11 protein-coding genes are annotated in these 16,365 nt (G+C 60.4%); 3 read left to right on the forward strand and 8 right to left on the reverse strand.

Annotation, left to right across the window (positions count from 1 at the left end; genetic code table 11):
* Positions 1–3 precede the first annotated feature (3 nt).
* The 8 genes from ACIONG_RS13455 to ACIONG_RS13490 form a co-directional block, all read right to left on the reverse strand.
* Entirely contained in the window at positions 4–3,222 is a 3,219-nt protein-coding gene (locus tag ACIONG_RS13455; RefSeq protein ID WP_401300039.1) for an ATP-binding protein, read from the reverse strand.
* 10 nt (positions 3,223–3,232) lie between these two features.
* A complete protein-coding gene (locus ACIONG_RS13460; RefSeq protein ID WP_103304835.1) occupies positions 3,233–3,859 on the reverse strand; it encodes a response regulator transcription factor in 627 nt (208 codons plus the stop codon).
* A 135-nt stretch (positions 3,860–3,994) separates the two neighbouring features.
* Positions 3,995–4,417, reverse strand: coding sequence for a chemotaxis protein CheY (locus ACIONG_RS13465; RefSeq protein WP_401300043.1), 423 nt, complete (start codon positions 4,415–4,417; stop codon positions 3,995–3,997).
* A 155-nt stretch (positions 4,418–4,572) separates the two neighbouring features.
* Positions 4,573–4,962 carry a hypothetical protein gene (locus ACIONG_RS13470; RefSeq protein ID WP_103304833.1) on the reverse strand — a complete coding sequence of 130 codons (390 nt, stop codon included), beginning with the start codon at positions 4,960–4,962 and terminating at the stop codon, positions 4,573–4,575.
* A gap of 168 nt (positions 4,963–5,130) precedes the next feature.
* A complete protein-coding gene (locus ACIONG_RS13475) occupies positions 5,131–5,847 on the reverse strand; it encodes an MgtC/SapB family protein (RefSeq protein WP_007913384.1) in 717 nt (238 codons plus the stop codon).
* Positions 5,848–5,989: 142 nt separating this feature from the next.
* Complete coding sequence (gene mgtA / locus ACIONG_RS13480) at positions 5,990–8,689, reverse strand: magnesium-translocating P-type ATPase (protein ID WP_213028111.1); 2,700 nt, start codon at positions 8,687–8,689, stop codon at positions 5,990–5,992.
* An 835-nt stretch (positions 8,690–9,524) separates the two neighbouring features.
* A complete protein-coding gene (locus ACIONG_RS13485; RefSeq protein ID WP_401300047.1) occupies positions 9,525–10,859 on the reverse strand; it encodes a lysine N(6)-hydroxylase/L-ornithine N(5)-oxygenase family protein in 1,335 nt (444 codons plus the stop codon).
* A gap of 131 nt (positions 10,860–10,990) precedes the next feature.
* Positions 10,991–11,473, reverse strand: coding sequence for a sigma-70 family RNA polymerase sigma factor (locus ACIONG_RS13490; protein ID WP_103306732.1), 483 nt, complete (start codon positions 11,471–11,473; stop codon positions 10,991–10,993).
* A 321-nt stretch (positions 11,474–11,794) separates the two neighbouring features.
* On the opposite strand from ACIONG_RS13490, the gene ACIONG_RS13495 reads away from it, so the two are divergent.
* The 3 genes from ACIONG_RS13495 to ACIONG_RS13505 are packed head-to-tail and all read left to right on the forward strand — an operon-like array spanning position 11,795 to position 16,334.
* Positions 11,795–12,958: an efflux RND transporter periplasmic adaptor subunit gene (locus ACIONG_RS13495; RefSeq protein ID WP_401300050.1), complete on the forward strand. Its 1,164-nt coding sequence runs from the start codon at positions 11,795–11,797 to the stop codon at positions 12,956–12,958.
* Positions 12,959–14,932 carry a MacB family efflux pump subunit gene (locus ACIONG_RS13500; RefSeq protein WP_103306730.1) on the forward strand — a complete coding sequence of 658 codons (1,974 nt, stop codon included), beginning with the start codon at positions 12,959–12,961 and terminating at the stop codon, positions 14,930–14,932.
* 7 nt (positions 14,933–14,939) lie between these two features.
* Entirely contained in the window at positions 14,940–16,334 is a 1,395-nt protein-coding gene (locus ACIONG_RS13505; protein ID WP_213028109.1) for an efflux transporter outer membrane subunit, read from the forward strand.
* Positions 16,335–16,365: the final 31 nt, after the last annotated feature.

Below are 16,365 nucleotides of genomic sequence, written 5' to 3' on the forward strand. Positions count from 1 at the left end.
GGCTCAGACCTGAAGACGCTGCGCGAGGCCATGCATGGCCGCGCGCAGCGTATCGATCGCCAGTCCCATGGCCACGGCTTCGGCCTCGCGGCAGGCCTGCTCCAGATCAGCGCAGGCCGATACCACCCGCGCCGCCCCGACCATCTGCGCGCCACCCTTGATATGGTGGGCCAGTTCGCGCAGCCCTTCGCGGTCATGCTCATGGAGCAGATCGTCCAGTCGCAGCAGGTCGCGGTGCAGACTACTCAGCACTTCCTCTCGCAAGCGCTCGATCAGCGAGCGATCGCTGCCGGCCATCTGTTCCAGCGTACTCAGATCAATTTCTGTCAGGGGATCTTCCACGGTCGGCTCGACCTCTATGTCGCCATGGCTGGCGCCATTCAACGCCTGCTGCAAATCGTGCAGGCGAATCGGTTTGAACAGGCATTCGTCCATACCGGCATCGAGACAACGCACCTTCTCCTCGACCTGTGCGTTGGCGGTAAAGCCGAGAATCAGACAAGGCGCCTGCCCGCTCGCCGCCTCCTCCTCACGAATGGCCATAGCCAGTTCGTAGCCGTTGCGCCGGGGCATGTTGCAATCGGTGATCACCACATCGAATGGCTGTGCCCGCCAACGCTCCAGCCCGGCGTGGCCGTCCTCGGTATCAACCGTGCGATGGCCAAGCTCACTCAACTGCCAGCACAACAACAAACGGTTCACCGGATGATCGTCGACCACCAGAACGTTCAGTGAGCATGCAGCAGCGACCCGTGTTGCAACGTGCGCTGGCGCTTGCGCGAGTGCGGCCAGCAGCGGCAGTTCGAGGCTGACTTCAACTTGCGTGCCGTAACCCGGCTCGCTGTCCAGGCGCAAGGCACCGCCCATCATTTCGCAGAGACTGCGGCTGATTACCAGGCCCAGCCCGGCGCCGCTACGCAGCGGTTGCGCGGTATGACTCGCTTGCACGAACGGACTGAACAACCGCTGCCGATCCTGCGCGCTGATGCCGATCCCGCTGTCCTCGATGAGCACCTTCACCGCCACGTACTCGGTGGACGTAACCGTCAGCGCAAGCCGCAGACTCACCTCGCCCTGTTCAGTGAACTTGATGGCATTGCTCAGCAGGTTCGACAGCACTTGCTTGAAGCGTGTCGGGTCAATCAACACATCGACGTCGCTGCGCCCATCGAGTTCGATATGCCACAGCAAGCGCTTTTGCCGCGCCAGCCCCTCGAACACCCGGCAGACCGACATCACCAGTTCACGCAGGTTGACCCGCTCAGGGGCCAGAGACAGATGCCCGGTTTCAATACGGGCGATATCCAGAATGTCGCCGATCAATGCCAGCAGTTGTTGTCCGGCGTTGGAGGCCACTTGAATTGCCAGGCGATCGGTCACGCCCTCATCGGCCCGTTTCAAGGCCAGTTCGAGCATGCCGATCAACGCATTCATCGGTGTACGGATTTCATGGCTCATGGTCGCCAGAAACGTGGTCTTGGCCCGGTTGGCGTCATCTGCCGCTTCCTTGGCTTGCTGCAATTGCTGCAACCACTGCTGACGCTGACGGATCTGCCAGCGCTGAAATCCGATCCAGCCCAGCGCCAGTACCAGCAAGCCCGCCGCACCGAAAAATCCGAGGAGGATCTCGCGGCGATGACGCAACCAATAGCTGTCATCGACCACCACATCATGGCTCCAGCGTTCAACCAATTCGTCCATCTGTTGCGGAGCGATGCTCAGCAGGGCTTTATTCAGGATCGAGTGCAGCACTGCCGCCTGCGGCGCAGTGGCCAGTGCAATACGTGCCGGTTGATCGCCGACGGTGCTGGTGATGCGCAGACGTTCGCGGTAGTGACGGGCGATCAGATATCGCGCCACCAGCAATGAGCTTACGGTGGCATCGACCTGTCCTTTGGCAACCTGCGCCATGCCTTCGGCGGGGCTTGCGACTTCGACAAAACGTATGCGCGGTACGCGCCCCTGCAGGTATTCGCGCAACGGATGACCGCGATAAATGGCCAGACGTTTGCCCACCAGATCGTCAAGCGTGCGCGGGCTCTGCACCGTGACTGCACTGACCAGCACGAACGGGTTGTTCAGATAAGCGCGGGTGAATTGCAGTTCGCTTTCCCGTTCACTGCTGGGTGTCACCACGGGCAGCACATCCAGTTCACCGGCCTGCAACTGCGTGATCTGGCGATCCAGCGAAACGCCACGCACGATGTCGAAATTCAGTCCGCTGCGTTGACTGATCAGGCTCAGCAGTTGCGCCGACAGCCCGTTGAATCGGCCATCGGCATCGAAAAAAGTCAGCGGCGCGAAGTCTTCGATGCCGCCCACGCGCACCACCGGATGTTGCTCCAGCCAATGCTGTTCGGCGGCACTCAGTTGCACCCTTGCCTGTCCCGCCATTTCGGCAGGTCCGGCGCTCCAGCGCTGTTCTATGCGTTGTCGATGCTCCATCGGAATGCTCGCCAATGCCTTGTCGACGATACGCTTGAGGCGCACCTCGCTGCGCAACAACGCAAAGCCGAACGGGTTGGCATCAAGCCCTGCCGGCCCGGCCAGATGCAGGTCGTTGCGATAATTGGTGTTGATCAAATAGTTGGCACTGATGAAGTCGCCCAGATACACCTCATCGGCGCCGAATGCCACGGCGCCGAGAGCGTCCATCGCCGAGGGATAACGCTGCACACTCGCTTGGGGGTAGAACGCCTGCACGATCGCCAGTGGCAGATAATCTTCGACCATGGCGACGCGCTTGCCCGCGAGATCTTCGGGCATCGTTTCGTCGAGCCGGGTCACCAGCATCGGCTGATCTTCAGCGTAGGCGCGGGACAGAACGAACGCAGGATCGGCGGTCTCGAAACTGTTGGACGTGCCCAACAGTTGGAGGTCGCCGCGCTTGAGTGCTGCCATCGCCAAATCCCGGTTGGCATAGCGCCGCACTTCAATATCGGTTCCGAGCAGTTGCGCCAGCAGGTCGGCGTAATCGGCCGTGAGCCCTTCCAGCTCATGCTGATTACGAGTGATCTCGAACGGTGGGTAATCCGGCCCGGAAATGCCCATGTGCAGCACCGGATGCTGACGCAGCCATTGCCGATCCTGTTCGTCCAGGCGAACCTCGACCGGTTCCACGCTGGCGCGGGTCAGGACCTCCAGCACCTTTGGCATTTCATTGGCCCAGCTCGAGACCACGAGGCTCAGCCACAACCCGCCAATCTGAACGACGCGGATCATGCCCGGCCGCTCAGATCAAATGATTGCGCTTGGCGAAATCGCGCAAGTGCACCGCTGAACTCACCCCGAGCTTCTTCATCAGACGGGTTTTGTAGGTACTGATGGTCTTGTGGCTCAGGTGCATCTCTTCGGCAATCGCCTTGTTGGCCTTACCTTGGCCCAGTTGCTCGAAAATGCTCAATTCGCGATCGGAGAGCTGATCGATCATCTGCTTTTCCGTGGTTTGCACAGCATTCAACGTGCTGACATTGTCCGGCATCGCAGAAAAATAGGTGTAACCCGACATCACCGCCTGAATGGCTTTGTGCAGTTGTTCCAATTGATTGGTTTTGGTCACGTAGCCCATGGCCCCGGCGCGCAGACAACGCTCCTGGTAAAACAAGGGGTCGTGGGAACTGAAAACGAGGACGCGACAGTCAAGTTCGTTGGCTTTGATCCGCGTCAGTACTTCCAGGCCGTCAAGGCTCGGCAAACGCAGATCGAGCACCACCAGCCGGGGTTTGTGCGTGCGGATCAGTTGCGACACCTCGTTGCCATTGGACGTTTCATGGACTTCCTTGAAACCTTCGGCTTTCAGCACGATGCGGATGGCAGCGCGCACCACCGGATGATCATCGACGATCAGCGCTGACTTCATGGCCACTCCCGGGGCAGATTCTAACGATGAAGCCACCGGCGTGGATCGATCCGGACTCAGTGGCTGCGCGGTGACTGTTGCACGGAACGGAAAGTGAATCACCTGTCAGGTCTGACAGTTGCGGTCAGCGTATTTCTATGCATACGCCCGACGCTGCACTGCTGGCTCCGGCTTCCACTGCGAAACATCGACGTGAGCCATCAAGTGCCTGATTGCCTGTTCATTAGGTAACGGCACATGACTGATCAGCACATTGTCCTGAGCGAAACCTGAAATCGCCTGCAGCGGCGCCGAGGGTTCGTTGTAGATCAACGCATGACGCACCTGTGGGTTATCGAGGAAGAACCCCAGCAGATCCAGCGACCCTGCCGCCAGACCGGCGTCGATGACCACGGCATCGAACGGTTCACAACCGTAGTCGACCAGCGTCAGCAGTTCGCCGAGGTTCTGCACCGGGGCCACGCGGTAATAATCGAGACCATTGAACAGGCGCTCGATTTTCATCCGGTGGAAGTGCTGCGGATCGGCGATCAGGATACGCAGGGCTTTGTTGGTCATGCTCAATCTCCAGAGAGGCAGGGTTCTGAGTGCGGCAAGACTACGCAAGCTCAACGGTAGGTTCTGTAGGACTTTTCCTAAAAACCGAACAATCAACCGAGATCTACCGGGTCCATGGACGCAGCCGCAAGCGGCACCGGGAGGTTGCTTGTCTTCTAAACATCAAGCTGCGCCAGCAGTGCACCCAGCGTCTGTCGATCCGGTGTGCGGGTCAGATACAACTGGCGTTGATGGTTGGCGTAAATCGTCTCGGTCTGCGGCTGACCGCGCCGCGCATCGTGAATGACACAGTGGCGAATCTGTGAATTGCTCTGAAAAAAGCGCACCGGGTCGACACCGGCAGCGGCGATCAACTCACCGTTGATCACCATCAGATCAAAGCGCTGGAACGGGTCATGGGCGTAGTGAGTCAAGGCCAGCAATTCACGAAAAGAATGCACCGGTGTGAGATTCCGGTAGCCCAGTTCGTTGAAGATCTTCGCGATTCTGCCTTGCAGAACACTCTGCTCTTCGGCAATGACCACTCGCCAGTATTTGTAGGACATAGGATTTAACAGCGTGGGAAAAGGTGCTGACCACGCTACTCACCCCCATTTAAAACCTCTGTAGGAAAATTCTTAAAAGCGGCCGGAAACCTCGCAAAAACCGGCAAGATCAAAGTCGTGGACTGCCAGATTAATCCTGTGGGCACGTGGGAAACGCCCAAGCGGAGCCTACTCGGTTGTACTCGGACTCCAGAACGCCTGCACCACCAGCGCCGAAGTCGAGATCCGTGCAACCAGTGCATCCAGTTCATCACCATCGACCGAAGTGGTCGCCAGTGTCGCTTCGATCTCGATTTCATCGGCACCAAACGCGTGTACGTCGACATCGCTGGCCGGATAGTTGCTGCGTTCCAGTTCCGCTTCGAGCAAGGCAAACACAGCCGTTTGCTGTGAGCGCCGGGCGATGACGTAGACGATGTTGGTGACTTCGGCCGAGACCACGTCCAGTGGCTGACGGTTGATGTTATTGACGATGGGACGCAGCAACGTGTTGGCGGCGAGGATGAACAGCGTGCCGAGCACGGCTTCGGCGAGCAGGTCGGCACCGGCGCAGGCGCCGACCGCCGCCGAGGTCCAAAGGGTGGCGGCGGTGTTGAGGCCACGGACGTTGCCTTCTTCGCGCATGATCACCCCGGCACCGAGAAAACCGATGCCGGAAACCACGTAGGCGACCACCCGCACTGCGCCTTCGGCACCGGCGAGACGGTTGGCCATGTCGACGAAAATTGCCGCACCGACCGCCACCAGCACGTTGGTGCGCAGACCGGCGGTGCGTTGCCGGTACTGGCGTTCGAAGCCGATCAGGCCGCCGAGGATGAAGGCGGCGCTGAGGCTGACGAGGGTGTCGAGCAGGGAATCGAGGTTGAGATTGTTGATGGCTTGCATGATGAAATCCTTGAAAAACACGCGATCTCTGTAGGAGTGAGCCTGCTCGCGATAGCGGTGTGTCAGGCGCTGGAAATCTTGACAGACAGATTGCTATCGTCGGAACGCCGCCCGGAGCAGGCTCACTCCAACAGGGGCAGCATTACTGCCAGCCGAACCGGCGGATGTAGAAACCTTTGACCGCCTGAGTCAGCGCCATGTACGCCAGCAGAATCACCGGCAGGAACACGAAGTACAGCGATGGCAACGCCTGCAGTTTGAAGTAATGCGCCAGCGGCCCCATCGGCAGGAAGATCCCCACCGCCATGATGATCCCGGTCATCACCAGCAGCGGCATCGCTGCACGGCTTTGCAGGAACGGAATCTTCGGCGTACGGATCATGTGCACGATCAGCGTCTGGGTCAGCAACCCGACCACGAACCAGCCGGACTGGAACAGCGTCTGGTGATCCGGGGTGTTGGCATCAAACACGTACCACATCAAGGCGAACGTAGTGATGTCAAAGATCGAACTGATCGGCCCGAAGAACAGCATGAACCGACCGACATCACCCGGCTGCCAGCGTTGTGGTTTCTTCAGCATTTCCTCGTCAACGTTGTCGAACGGAATGGCGATCTGCGAAATGTCATAGAGCAGGTTCTGCACCAGCAGGTGCATCGGCAGCATCGGCAGGAACGGAATGAACGCACTGGCCACCAGCACCGAGAACACGTTGCCGAAGTTGGAGCTGGCGGTCATCTTGATGTACTTGAGCATGTTGGCGAAGGTCCGGCGCCCTTCGAGCACGCCCTCCTCTAGCACCATCAGGCTCTTTTCCAGGAGGATGATGTCCGCCGCCTCCTTAGCGATGTCCACCGCGCTGTCCACCGAGATACCGATGTCAGCCGTGCGCAGCGCCGGGGCGTCGTTGATGCCATCACCCATGAAGCCGACGACGTGGCCGTTGCCCTTGAGAATGCGCACGATGCGTTCTTTGTGCGACGGCGTCAGTTTGGCGAAGACGTTGGTTTTCTCCACGGCCACCGCCAGTTCGGCATCGCTCATGCGTTCGACGTCATTGCCCAACAGCAAACCTTGCTGAGCGAGGCCGACTTCGCGGCAGATCTTCGCGGTGACCAGCTCGTTGTCGCCGGTCAACACTTTCACAGCCACACCATGCTCGGCCAAGGCCTTGAGCGCTGGCGCGGTGCTTTCTTTCGGTGGATCGAGGAACGCCACGTAGCCGATCAGCGTCAGTTCATTTTCATCGGCCAGGCTGTAAGTGTCGCGACCTTCAGGCATCGAGCGGGCGGCCACGGCCACCACGCGCAAGCCTTCAGCGTTGAATGCTGCAGTGACCTGACGAATACGGGTCAGCAATTCATCGCTCAAGGCTTCATCGATGTCGCCATGACGCACGCGGCTGCATACCGCCAGCACTTCTTCCACCGCGCCTTTGCAGATCAGTTGATGCGGTTGGCCGCGCCCTTCGACCACCACCGACATGCGCCGGCGATTGAAGTCGAACGGGATCTCATCGACTTTGCGAAACGCCGTGCCGACCTTCAGCTCACGGTGGACTTCCACGTGTTCCAGCACCGCCACGTCCAGCAGGTTTTTCAGGCCGGTCTGGTAGTAGCTGTTGAGGTAGGCCATTTCCAACACGTCATCGGAATCTTCACCCCAGACGTCGACATTGCGCGCCAGGAAGATTTTGTCCTGGGTCAGGGTGCCAGTCTTGTCGGTGCAGAGCACGTCCATCGCGCCGAAGTTCTGGATGGCGTCGAGACGTTTGACGATGACTTTTTTGCGCGACAGAAACACCGCGCCTTTGGCCAACGTCGAGGTGACGATCATCGGCAGCATTTCCGGGGTCAGACCCACGGCAATCGACAGCGCGAACAGCAATGCCTCGGTCCAGTCGCCCTTGGTGAAACCGTTGATGAACAGCACCAGCGGCGCCATGACGAACATGAAGCGAATCAACAGCCAGCTGACTTTGTTGACGCCTTGCTGGAACGAAGTCACCGCACGATCGGTGGCGCCGACCCGCTGCGCCAAAGCACCGAAATAAGTGCTGTTGCCGGTGGTGAGAATCACCGCCACCGCCGTGCCGGACACGACGTTGGTGCCCATGAACAGGATGTTGTCGAGTTCCAGCGGATTGCGTGTGTCGCGATCAGCCTGACGCGCAAACTTCTCCACGGGCATCGATTCACCGGTCATTGCGGCCTGGCTGACGAACAGATCCTTGGCGCTGAGCACCCGGCAATCGGCGGGAATCATGTCACCGGCCGACAGCACGATCAGATCCCCGGGCACCAATTGCTTGATCGGCAATTCGCTGCGCGGCGCATCCCGGCGCATCACCGTGGCGGTATTGCTGACCATGGCTTTCAGTGCATCGGCGGCCTGATTGGATTTGCTTTCCTGCCAGAAGCGCAGCAGCGTCGACAGCACCACCATCGAGAAAATCACGACGGCTGCTTTAAGGTCTTCAGTCAGCCACGAGATCACCGCCAACAGGGTGAGCAGCAGGTTGAACGGGTTTTTGTAGCAGTGCCACAGGTGGATATACCAGGCCAGTGGTTGCTCGTGCTCGACCTCGTTAAGGCCGTATTGCGCACGCAGGGCATCGACTTCGAAATCGGTGAGGCCGTCGGAATGCGTGCCCAGTGACGACAGCAACACACCGCTGTCGCAATGCGCGGCATCGACCAGGGTGTTGGCCAGGGTTGGCGGGACTTCACGGCTGACCGTGGTGTCGTTGATGGTTTCCAGCAAGGCCAGGCGACGGAAGTGCCGGGCGATGTGGCGGGTCCGCAGAAAACCTGCGAAAAATTCCTTGAGCGTAAGTTTCATGGCTGTTGCCCCTTTGGTCAGCCGGGAAACCGTCAAGCAGGTACGGCCGCGCCTCGTCCGCCGGGAAAACCGGCACGGCAAGGCTTGGCGCGCCGGTCAGAAAAGACAGGCGTGTCGATAGGGCTGCGATGACGACAATAAAGTCGAAATCACGCTCTTTCAGTGTCGATGAGAAGGACTTCAAGACATGACCAAGGACTGGCCATGTACGGGATGCCGCTGCTCGCTGTTACGGCGAGACAACGGCACAAAAGAGGCGCGTTATCTTGCCGAGAATCTGCCGGTTACCGAGACCGGCCGACAACTGTCACTCGAACAAGTACCCACTGTGGGTCTCCGCTATTGATGAAAACGCGCGAAGCTTACGCCCCGATGTCTGGAGAGTAAACCCGCAAAAGGAAGTGTGTCGGGGAATGTGGGGGATGTTCAGGAAGGGTTCAGGATTGTGAAGTTCTGGTGTTTTCGAAGGCCCCATCGCGAGCAGGCTCACTCCTACATTGGTCCTGCGTACACAGAACATTGTAGGAGTGAGCCTGCTCGCGATAGCGGTGGTCCATCAAAGGTGATGGTGCCTGACCCGCCGCCATCGCTGGCAAGCCAGCTCCCACAATGTTTTGTGTGATGTCCGCTACCGCTAACACAACACCGCCCCCTGTGGGAGCTGGCTTGCCTCGCGATAGCGGTGGTTCATCGAAGGCAATGGAGCCTGACCTGCCGCCATCGCTGGCAAGCCAGCTCCCATAATGTTTTGTGTGATGTCCGCTACCGCTAACACAACACTGATCCCTGTGGGAGCTGGCTTGCCAGCGATAGCGGTGTATCAGGCAATACAGAGTTAGCTGGCAGTCGCCAACAACAGATCAGCCATCGAACGATGCCCACGATGCTTGCCGTGCTCATACAGCGAGCCGGCAATCTCGTCCGCACGAATCGGCAACACCGACAGCAATGTATCGCTCAGACCATGGCTGGCCTGGCAGAAGCCCTGCATGTAGATGCCGGCCTTGCAGCGCTCGTCGGTAATCAGTTTGTAGTTGCGATCGACCTCGAACTCACCCAGGTACTCTTCCAGCGGCGCCAGCAATTTGCGGTGCATCTGGCGCTCGTAACCGGTGGCCAGCACTACGGCGTCGTAAAGGCGCACGGTGACTTCGCCAGTGGCGTTGTTGCGCACGGCCAGTTCGATACCGTTTTCGGTCGCGGTGGCTTTCTCGACGGTGGTCAGGGTGCGGAACGCATGACGGGCAATCCCGGAAACCTTCTGGCGATAGAAGATGCCGTAGATGCGCTCGATCAGGTCGATGTCGACCACCGAGTAGTTGGTGTTGTGGTACTCGTTGACCAGACGCTCCCGCTCGGCGCTGTTCTGCTGGAACACCAGATCGGTGAACTCCGGCGAAAACACTTCGTTGACGAACGGGCTGTCATCCGCAGGCTTCAGCGCCGAACCGCGCAGGATCATGTCGACCTGCACCGACGGGAACGAATCGTTCAGATCGATGAACGCTTCCGCCGCGCTCTGCCCACCGCCGATGATCGCAATGCTCATTGGCTGATTGTTCACGCACGGCTGCTCGGCCATTTGCGACAGGTATTGCGAGTGGTGGAACACGCGGGTATCGCCCTTCAGCGCCTTGAACGCCTCTGGAATACGCGGGGTGCCGCCGGCACTGACCACCACCGAACGGGTGGTGCGTACATGTTGCAGGCCCTGGTTATCGCGGGAAATAACGCGCAGCGCTTCAACCTGATGGTTGTGCAGCACCGGCTCGATGGTCAGCACTTCCTCGCCGTAACGGCTCTGCTCGGAGAACTGCCCGGCCACCCAGCGCAGGTAGTCGTTGTACTCCATGCGGCACGGGTAAAAAGTGCCGAGGTTGATGAAGTCGACCAGACGGCCGTGGTACTTCAGGTAGTTGACGAACGAGTACGGGCTGGTCGGGTTGCGCAGGGTCACCAGATCCTTGAGAAAGGAAATCTGCAACTCGCTCTGCGTCGACAGAGTGTTGCCGTGCCAGCTGTAGTTGGCCTGCTTGTCGAGGAACAGCACATCCAGCTCACCCTGAGTCGGGCCGCGCTCTTGCAGAGCGATGGCCAGCGCCAGGTTCGAAGGGCCGAAACCGACGCCGATCAGGTCGTGAACGATGGGCGATGCAATTGCCTGTGTCATTTCCAGTGTCCTCTGGATGAACCCCTCAACGCGGGGATAAAGCCTGGGTGGCCTGACCGGCCTGAATCAGGTCAGCAGGTCGTCTGTTGAGTAGGAACGAGGACGATGAAAGGAAATTTAACCGGGAAGGATCAATGGGCATCCCATTGTTTGATCCGCAACCGGCAGTGTTTCATGGCGTTGACGATGTGTTTTTCCACCAATGCCTTGGAAATCCCGAGGTGCTCGGCAATTTCCGGATGGGACAGACCTTCGATCTTGCGCAGCAGAAAACATTCACGGCAGCGCGGCGGCAGCTCTGCCAGCGCGCGCTGGAGCATCTCCAGACGTTGACCATGATCAAGGGTGCCATGGGGCGACGGGGTGAAATAGCGCTCTTCATTGTCCAGCACATCAAGTGACTCGACCTGACGCAGGGCATTGCGTCGATGATCGTCGATGACCAGGTTCAATGCCGTGCGATAAAGAAAGGCGCGCGGTTGTTCGATCGGCGTGTCGCTGGAACGCTCCAGCACCCGCACATAAGCGTCATGCACCACATCTTCGGCCACCTGACGGTTGCCTAGCTTGGCGTTAAGGAAACACACCAGCTCGCGATAGTAGTTTTCCAACATGACTCCCGACCGCATCGTTGCAGATCCTGTCCTTGAGCGCACCGATCCGGCCGCGGAATACGCAGTAGCAAGATAGTGGCAACTTGAGGGGCGTAATTTATAGTAATTCTCATATAGATTTAAAGCGCTGATTCCATATCCCGACCAAATAGTCCTGTCCGGACACCTGTTACATGATGTGTTAGCGCTTAAATTCCCTTGCACATGCCTCGTTTACAGGACAGCTCCCCGTATCTGTCGTGCCTTGCGACAGCGTTCAGCGCCCCTGCACGCCTGTGTACTGGCCGGATGACGGGCCGAATCCACTGGCCGGAACCCTGCATGAAACGTCCCCGCCCCGCCCGACGCGCCTTGTTCGCCGCCCTTTGCCTGATTCCCGTGATCGCTGTTGCCGCGTGGCAAGTCCTGCCACCCGGGCGCAACGCTCTCGCTACGGTGCAAGTGACCCGCAGCAATATCGAAAACAGCGTGACCGCGCTGGGCACGCTGCAGCCACGCCGTTACGTGGACGTCGGTGCGCAGGCATCCGGGCAGATCCAGAAGATTCATGTCGAGGCTGGCGACACGGTCAAGGAAGGCCAGTTATTGGTAGAGATCGACCCATCCACGCAAAAGGCCAAACTCGATGCCGGGCGGTTTTCCATCGAGAACCTCAAGGCGCAGTTGCAGGAGCAACGCGCCCAGCACGACCTCGCGCAGCAGAAATACCAGCGCCAGCAGAAACTCGCCGCGGGTGGCGCCACCCGTGAGGAAGACGTGCAGACGGCCCGCGCCGAAGTCCGCGCGACCCAGGCGCGCATCGACATGTTCCAGGCGCAGATCCGTCAGGCCCAGGCCAGCTTGCGCAGTGACGAGGCGGAGCTCGGCTACACGCGGATTTTTGCGCCAATGAGCGGCACCGTGGTCGCCGTGGGCGCCCGCGAAGGCCAGACGCTCAATGCGCAACAGCAAACCCCGCTGATCCTGCGCATCGCACGACTGTCGCCGATGACCGTGTGGGCCGAAGTTTCCGAAGCGGACATCGGCCACGTCAAACCCGGGATGACCGCCTACTTCACCACCCTCAGCGGCGGTAGCCGGCGCTGGAGCAGCACGGTGCGGCAGATTCTGCCGGTGCCGCCGCGCCCCCTCGAACAGAACCAGGGTGGCAGCCCCACCAACGGTCGCAGCGGCAGCGAACGCGTGGTGCTCTACACCGTATTGCTCGACGTCGACAACGCCGACAACAGCCTGATGACCGACATGACCGCGCAGGTGTTCTTCGTCGCGCAACAAGCGCAAGACACCCTGACCGTGCCCACCGCAGCCCTGCAACCAGGTTCACGCCCGCAGTGGCAACGGGCGCAGATCGTCGCCGCCAACGGCGAAGTTCTGTCCCGCGAGGTACGCACCGGCATCAGCGACCGCCTGCGCACACAAGTGCTGGAAGGCCTGGCCGAGGGCGATCACATCCTCAGCGCGCCGACCACCGGCAGCGGAGGCTGAATGCAGACGCCTCTGATTGACCTGCGGCAGATTCGCAAATCCTACGGCGGCAATGACAGTCCGCTGGTGGAAGTGTTGCGCGGCATCGATCTGTCGATACATGCCGGCGAATTCGTCGCCATCGTCGGTGCGTCCGGCTCCGGCAAATCGACATTGATGAACATCCTCGGCTGCCTCGACCGCCCCACCAGCGGCGAATACCGTTTTGCCGGTGAAGACGTCGCGCAACTCGACACCGATGAACTGGCCTGGCTTCGCCGCGAAGCATTCGGTTTTGTGTTCCAGGGTTATCACCTGATTCCGTCCGGCTCCGCCCAGGAAAACGTCGAGATGCCGGCCATCTACGCCGGCACCCCGGCCGCCGAACGCCACGCCCGGGCCAGTGCCTTGCTGGAGCGGCTCGGCCTGGGCAGCCGCACCGGCAATCGCCCGCATCAGCTTTCCGGCGGTCAGCAACAGCGGGTATCGATTGCCCGCGCGCTGATGAACGGCGGCCACATCATTCTCGCCGACGAACCCACCGGCGCCCTCGACAGCCACAGTGGCGCGGAAGTCATGACCCTGCTCGACGAACTCGCCGGTCAGGGCCATGTGGTGATACTCATCACCCACGATCGCGAAGTCGCACAACGGGCCAAACGCATCATCGAAATCCGGGACGGCCTGATCATCAGCGACACCGCCGAACACCCGTCAGCCGCGCCCCGCACTGCCAACCCCGGCGCTTTGCAAGCGGTTGATCTGCGCCAGCGCCTGAGCACCGGCAGTACGCAGACCGGCGCCTGGAAAGGTGAACTGGTCGACGCCGTGCAAGCGGCGTGGCGAGTCATGTGGATCAATCGCTTTCGCACCGCCCTGACGTTGCTGGGAATCGTCATTGGCGTTGCTTCGGTGGTAGTGATGCTGGCGGTGGGCGAAGGCAGCAAACGCCAGGTAATGGCGCAGATGGGCGCTTTCGGCTCCAACATCATTTACCTAAGCGGTGCGGCGCCCAACCCGCGCACGCCGCCGGGCATCATCACCCTCGACGACGTCGCCGAGCTGGCCGCCCTGCCCCAGGTCGAACGCATCATGCCGGTCAATGGCTCCACCGCCGGTGTACGTTTCGGCAATGCCGACCACAGCAGTTACGTCGGTGGCAACGACACTAATTTTCCAACCATTTTCAACTGGCCGGTGGTTCAGGGCAGTTACTTCACCCAGGCCGATGAAGACAGCGCCGCCGCCGTGGCGGTGATCGGCACCAAGGTCCGCGACAAGCTGCTCAAGGATGTCGCCGACCCCATCGGCCAGTACATCCTCATCGAAAACGTACCATTTCAGGTCCTCGGAGTTCTGGCCGAGAAAGGCTCAAGCTCCGGCGATTCCGACAGCGACAACCGCATCGCCGTGCCCTACTCGGCGGCCAGCACGCGTCTGTTCGGCAGCCGCAATCCGGAATATGTGGTGATCGCCGCCAAGGACGCACGCAAAGTCAAAGACGCCGAGCAGGCGATCGAACAGGCAATGCTGCGCCGGCACAACGGCAAAAAGGATTTCGAACTGACCAACAATGCCGCGATGATCCAGGCCGAAGCGCGCACGCAAGGCACGCTGTCGCTGATGCTCGGCGCCATCGCTGCCATCTCCTTGCTGGTCGGCGGTATCGGTGTGATGAACATCATGCTCATGACCGTACGCGAACGCACTCGGGAAATCGGTATTCGCATGGCCACTGGCGCCCGACAGCGCGACATCCTGCGCCAGTTTCTCACTGAGGCGGTGATGCTCTCGGTGGTCGGCGGCATTGCCGGTATCAGCCTGGCGATGCTGGTCGGCGGCGTCCTGTTGTTCAGCGGCGTGGCAATCGCATTTCAATGGCTGGCCGTGCTCGGCGCTTTCGCCTGCGCGCTGGTCACCGGCGTCCTCTTCGGCTTCATGCCTGCCCGCAAGGCTGCCCGGCTCGACCCGGTCACGGCCCTTACCAGTGAATGATCGATCTATGAAAGCGCCACTGACAATCCTTGCCGCCAGCCTGTTGCTGGCAGCCTGCAGCAGCCCTGCGCCGCGCCCCGACAGCGGCGTGCAGCCACCGCTCGCCTGGCAATCGCCTGACCATCCCGGCGCCGTGCAAGGCAATCGGCAGTGGTGGACGCAGTTCGGCAGCCCTGAACTCGATCAACTGGTCGAACAGGCGCGGCTGGGCAGCCATGACCTCGGTGCCGCCGTTGCGCGGGTCAGACAGGCTCAGGCCAGTGCGACGATTGCCGGCGCCCCGCTGCTGCCGGAAATCAAGGCCGGCCTCAATGCCAACCGACAGAAACTGTTGCACGGCAAGGGCTACAGCCAACTGGACGTCAACCCGGATAACCGCTCGCTGGATTATTACGATGCCGAGTTGAGCGCCAGTTACGAAATCGACTTCTGGGGCGGTAAACGCGCCACACGCGACAGCGCCGTGTTCGGTGTGCAGGCCAGCGAGTTCGACCGTGCCACCGTCGAACTGACCCTGCAAAGCGGCGTCGCCACCAGCTACACCCAGGCCCTGGCCTTACGTGAGCAGACGCGTATTGCCGAGCTCAATCTGGCCAACGCGCAAAACGTTCTGCACCTGGTGCAAACCCGTTTCGACGCCGGCAGCGCTACCGCGCTGGAACTGGCCCAGCAAAAAAGCCTGGTGGCTGAACAGCAGCGCAAATTGCCGCTGGTGCAGCAACAGGCCCGCGAAGCATTGATCACCCTCGCAGCCCTGCTCGGCCAACCGGTGCAGGCACTGTCGTCCCTGCAACAACCGTTCGAGCAGTTGCAGTGGCCGAACATCGCCAGTGGCGTACCCAGCGATCTGCTGAGCCGGCGTCCGGATATCGCCAGCGCCGAAGCCAGACTGGCAGCGGCCCAGGCTGACGTCACCGTGGCCCGGGCGGCCATGCTGCCGAAGATAACCCTGACAGCCAGCCTCGGCACCGGCGCCGATCTGGCGGCGGATCTGATGCGTACAACGTTCTACAACCTGTCCTCGGGATTGACCGCGCCGATCTTCAACAACGGCCGATTGAGTGCTGAACGCGATAAGGCCAGGGCGCGTCAGGACGAACTGCTGGAGTCATATCGCGGGGCAATCATCAACGGTTTTGCCGACGTCGAAAAAGCCTTGAGCAGCATTCGCGGCCTCGACGAACAGCGCCAGTGGCAAAGCGAAGAACTGAGCCAGGCGCAAACCGCATTCGACATTGCGCAAAGCCGCTATCAGGCCGGCGCCGAAGACTTGCTGACGGTGCTGCAAACCCAGCGCACCTTGTATGCGGCGCAGGACATGAATGTGCAACTGCGCTTGTCGCGACTGCAGGCGAGCATTGCCTTGTACAAAGCGTTGGGCGGTGGTTGGCAAGTCATCTGAGCGCAAATTAGCGACTGTCCCGACGCCTTCG

The sequence above is a fragment of the Pseudomonas sp. NPDC087817 genome, from assembly GCF_044742875.1.
Classification (GTDB): domain Bacteria; phylum Pseudomonadota; class Gammaproteobacteria; order Pseudomonadales; family Pseudomonadaceae; genus Aquipseudomonas.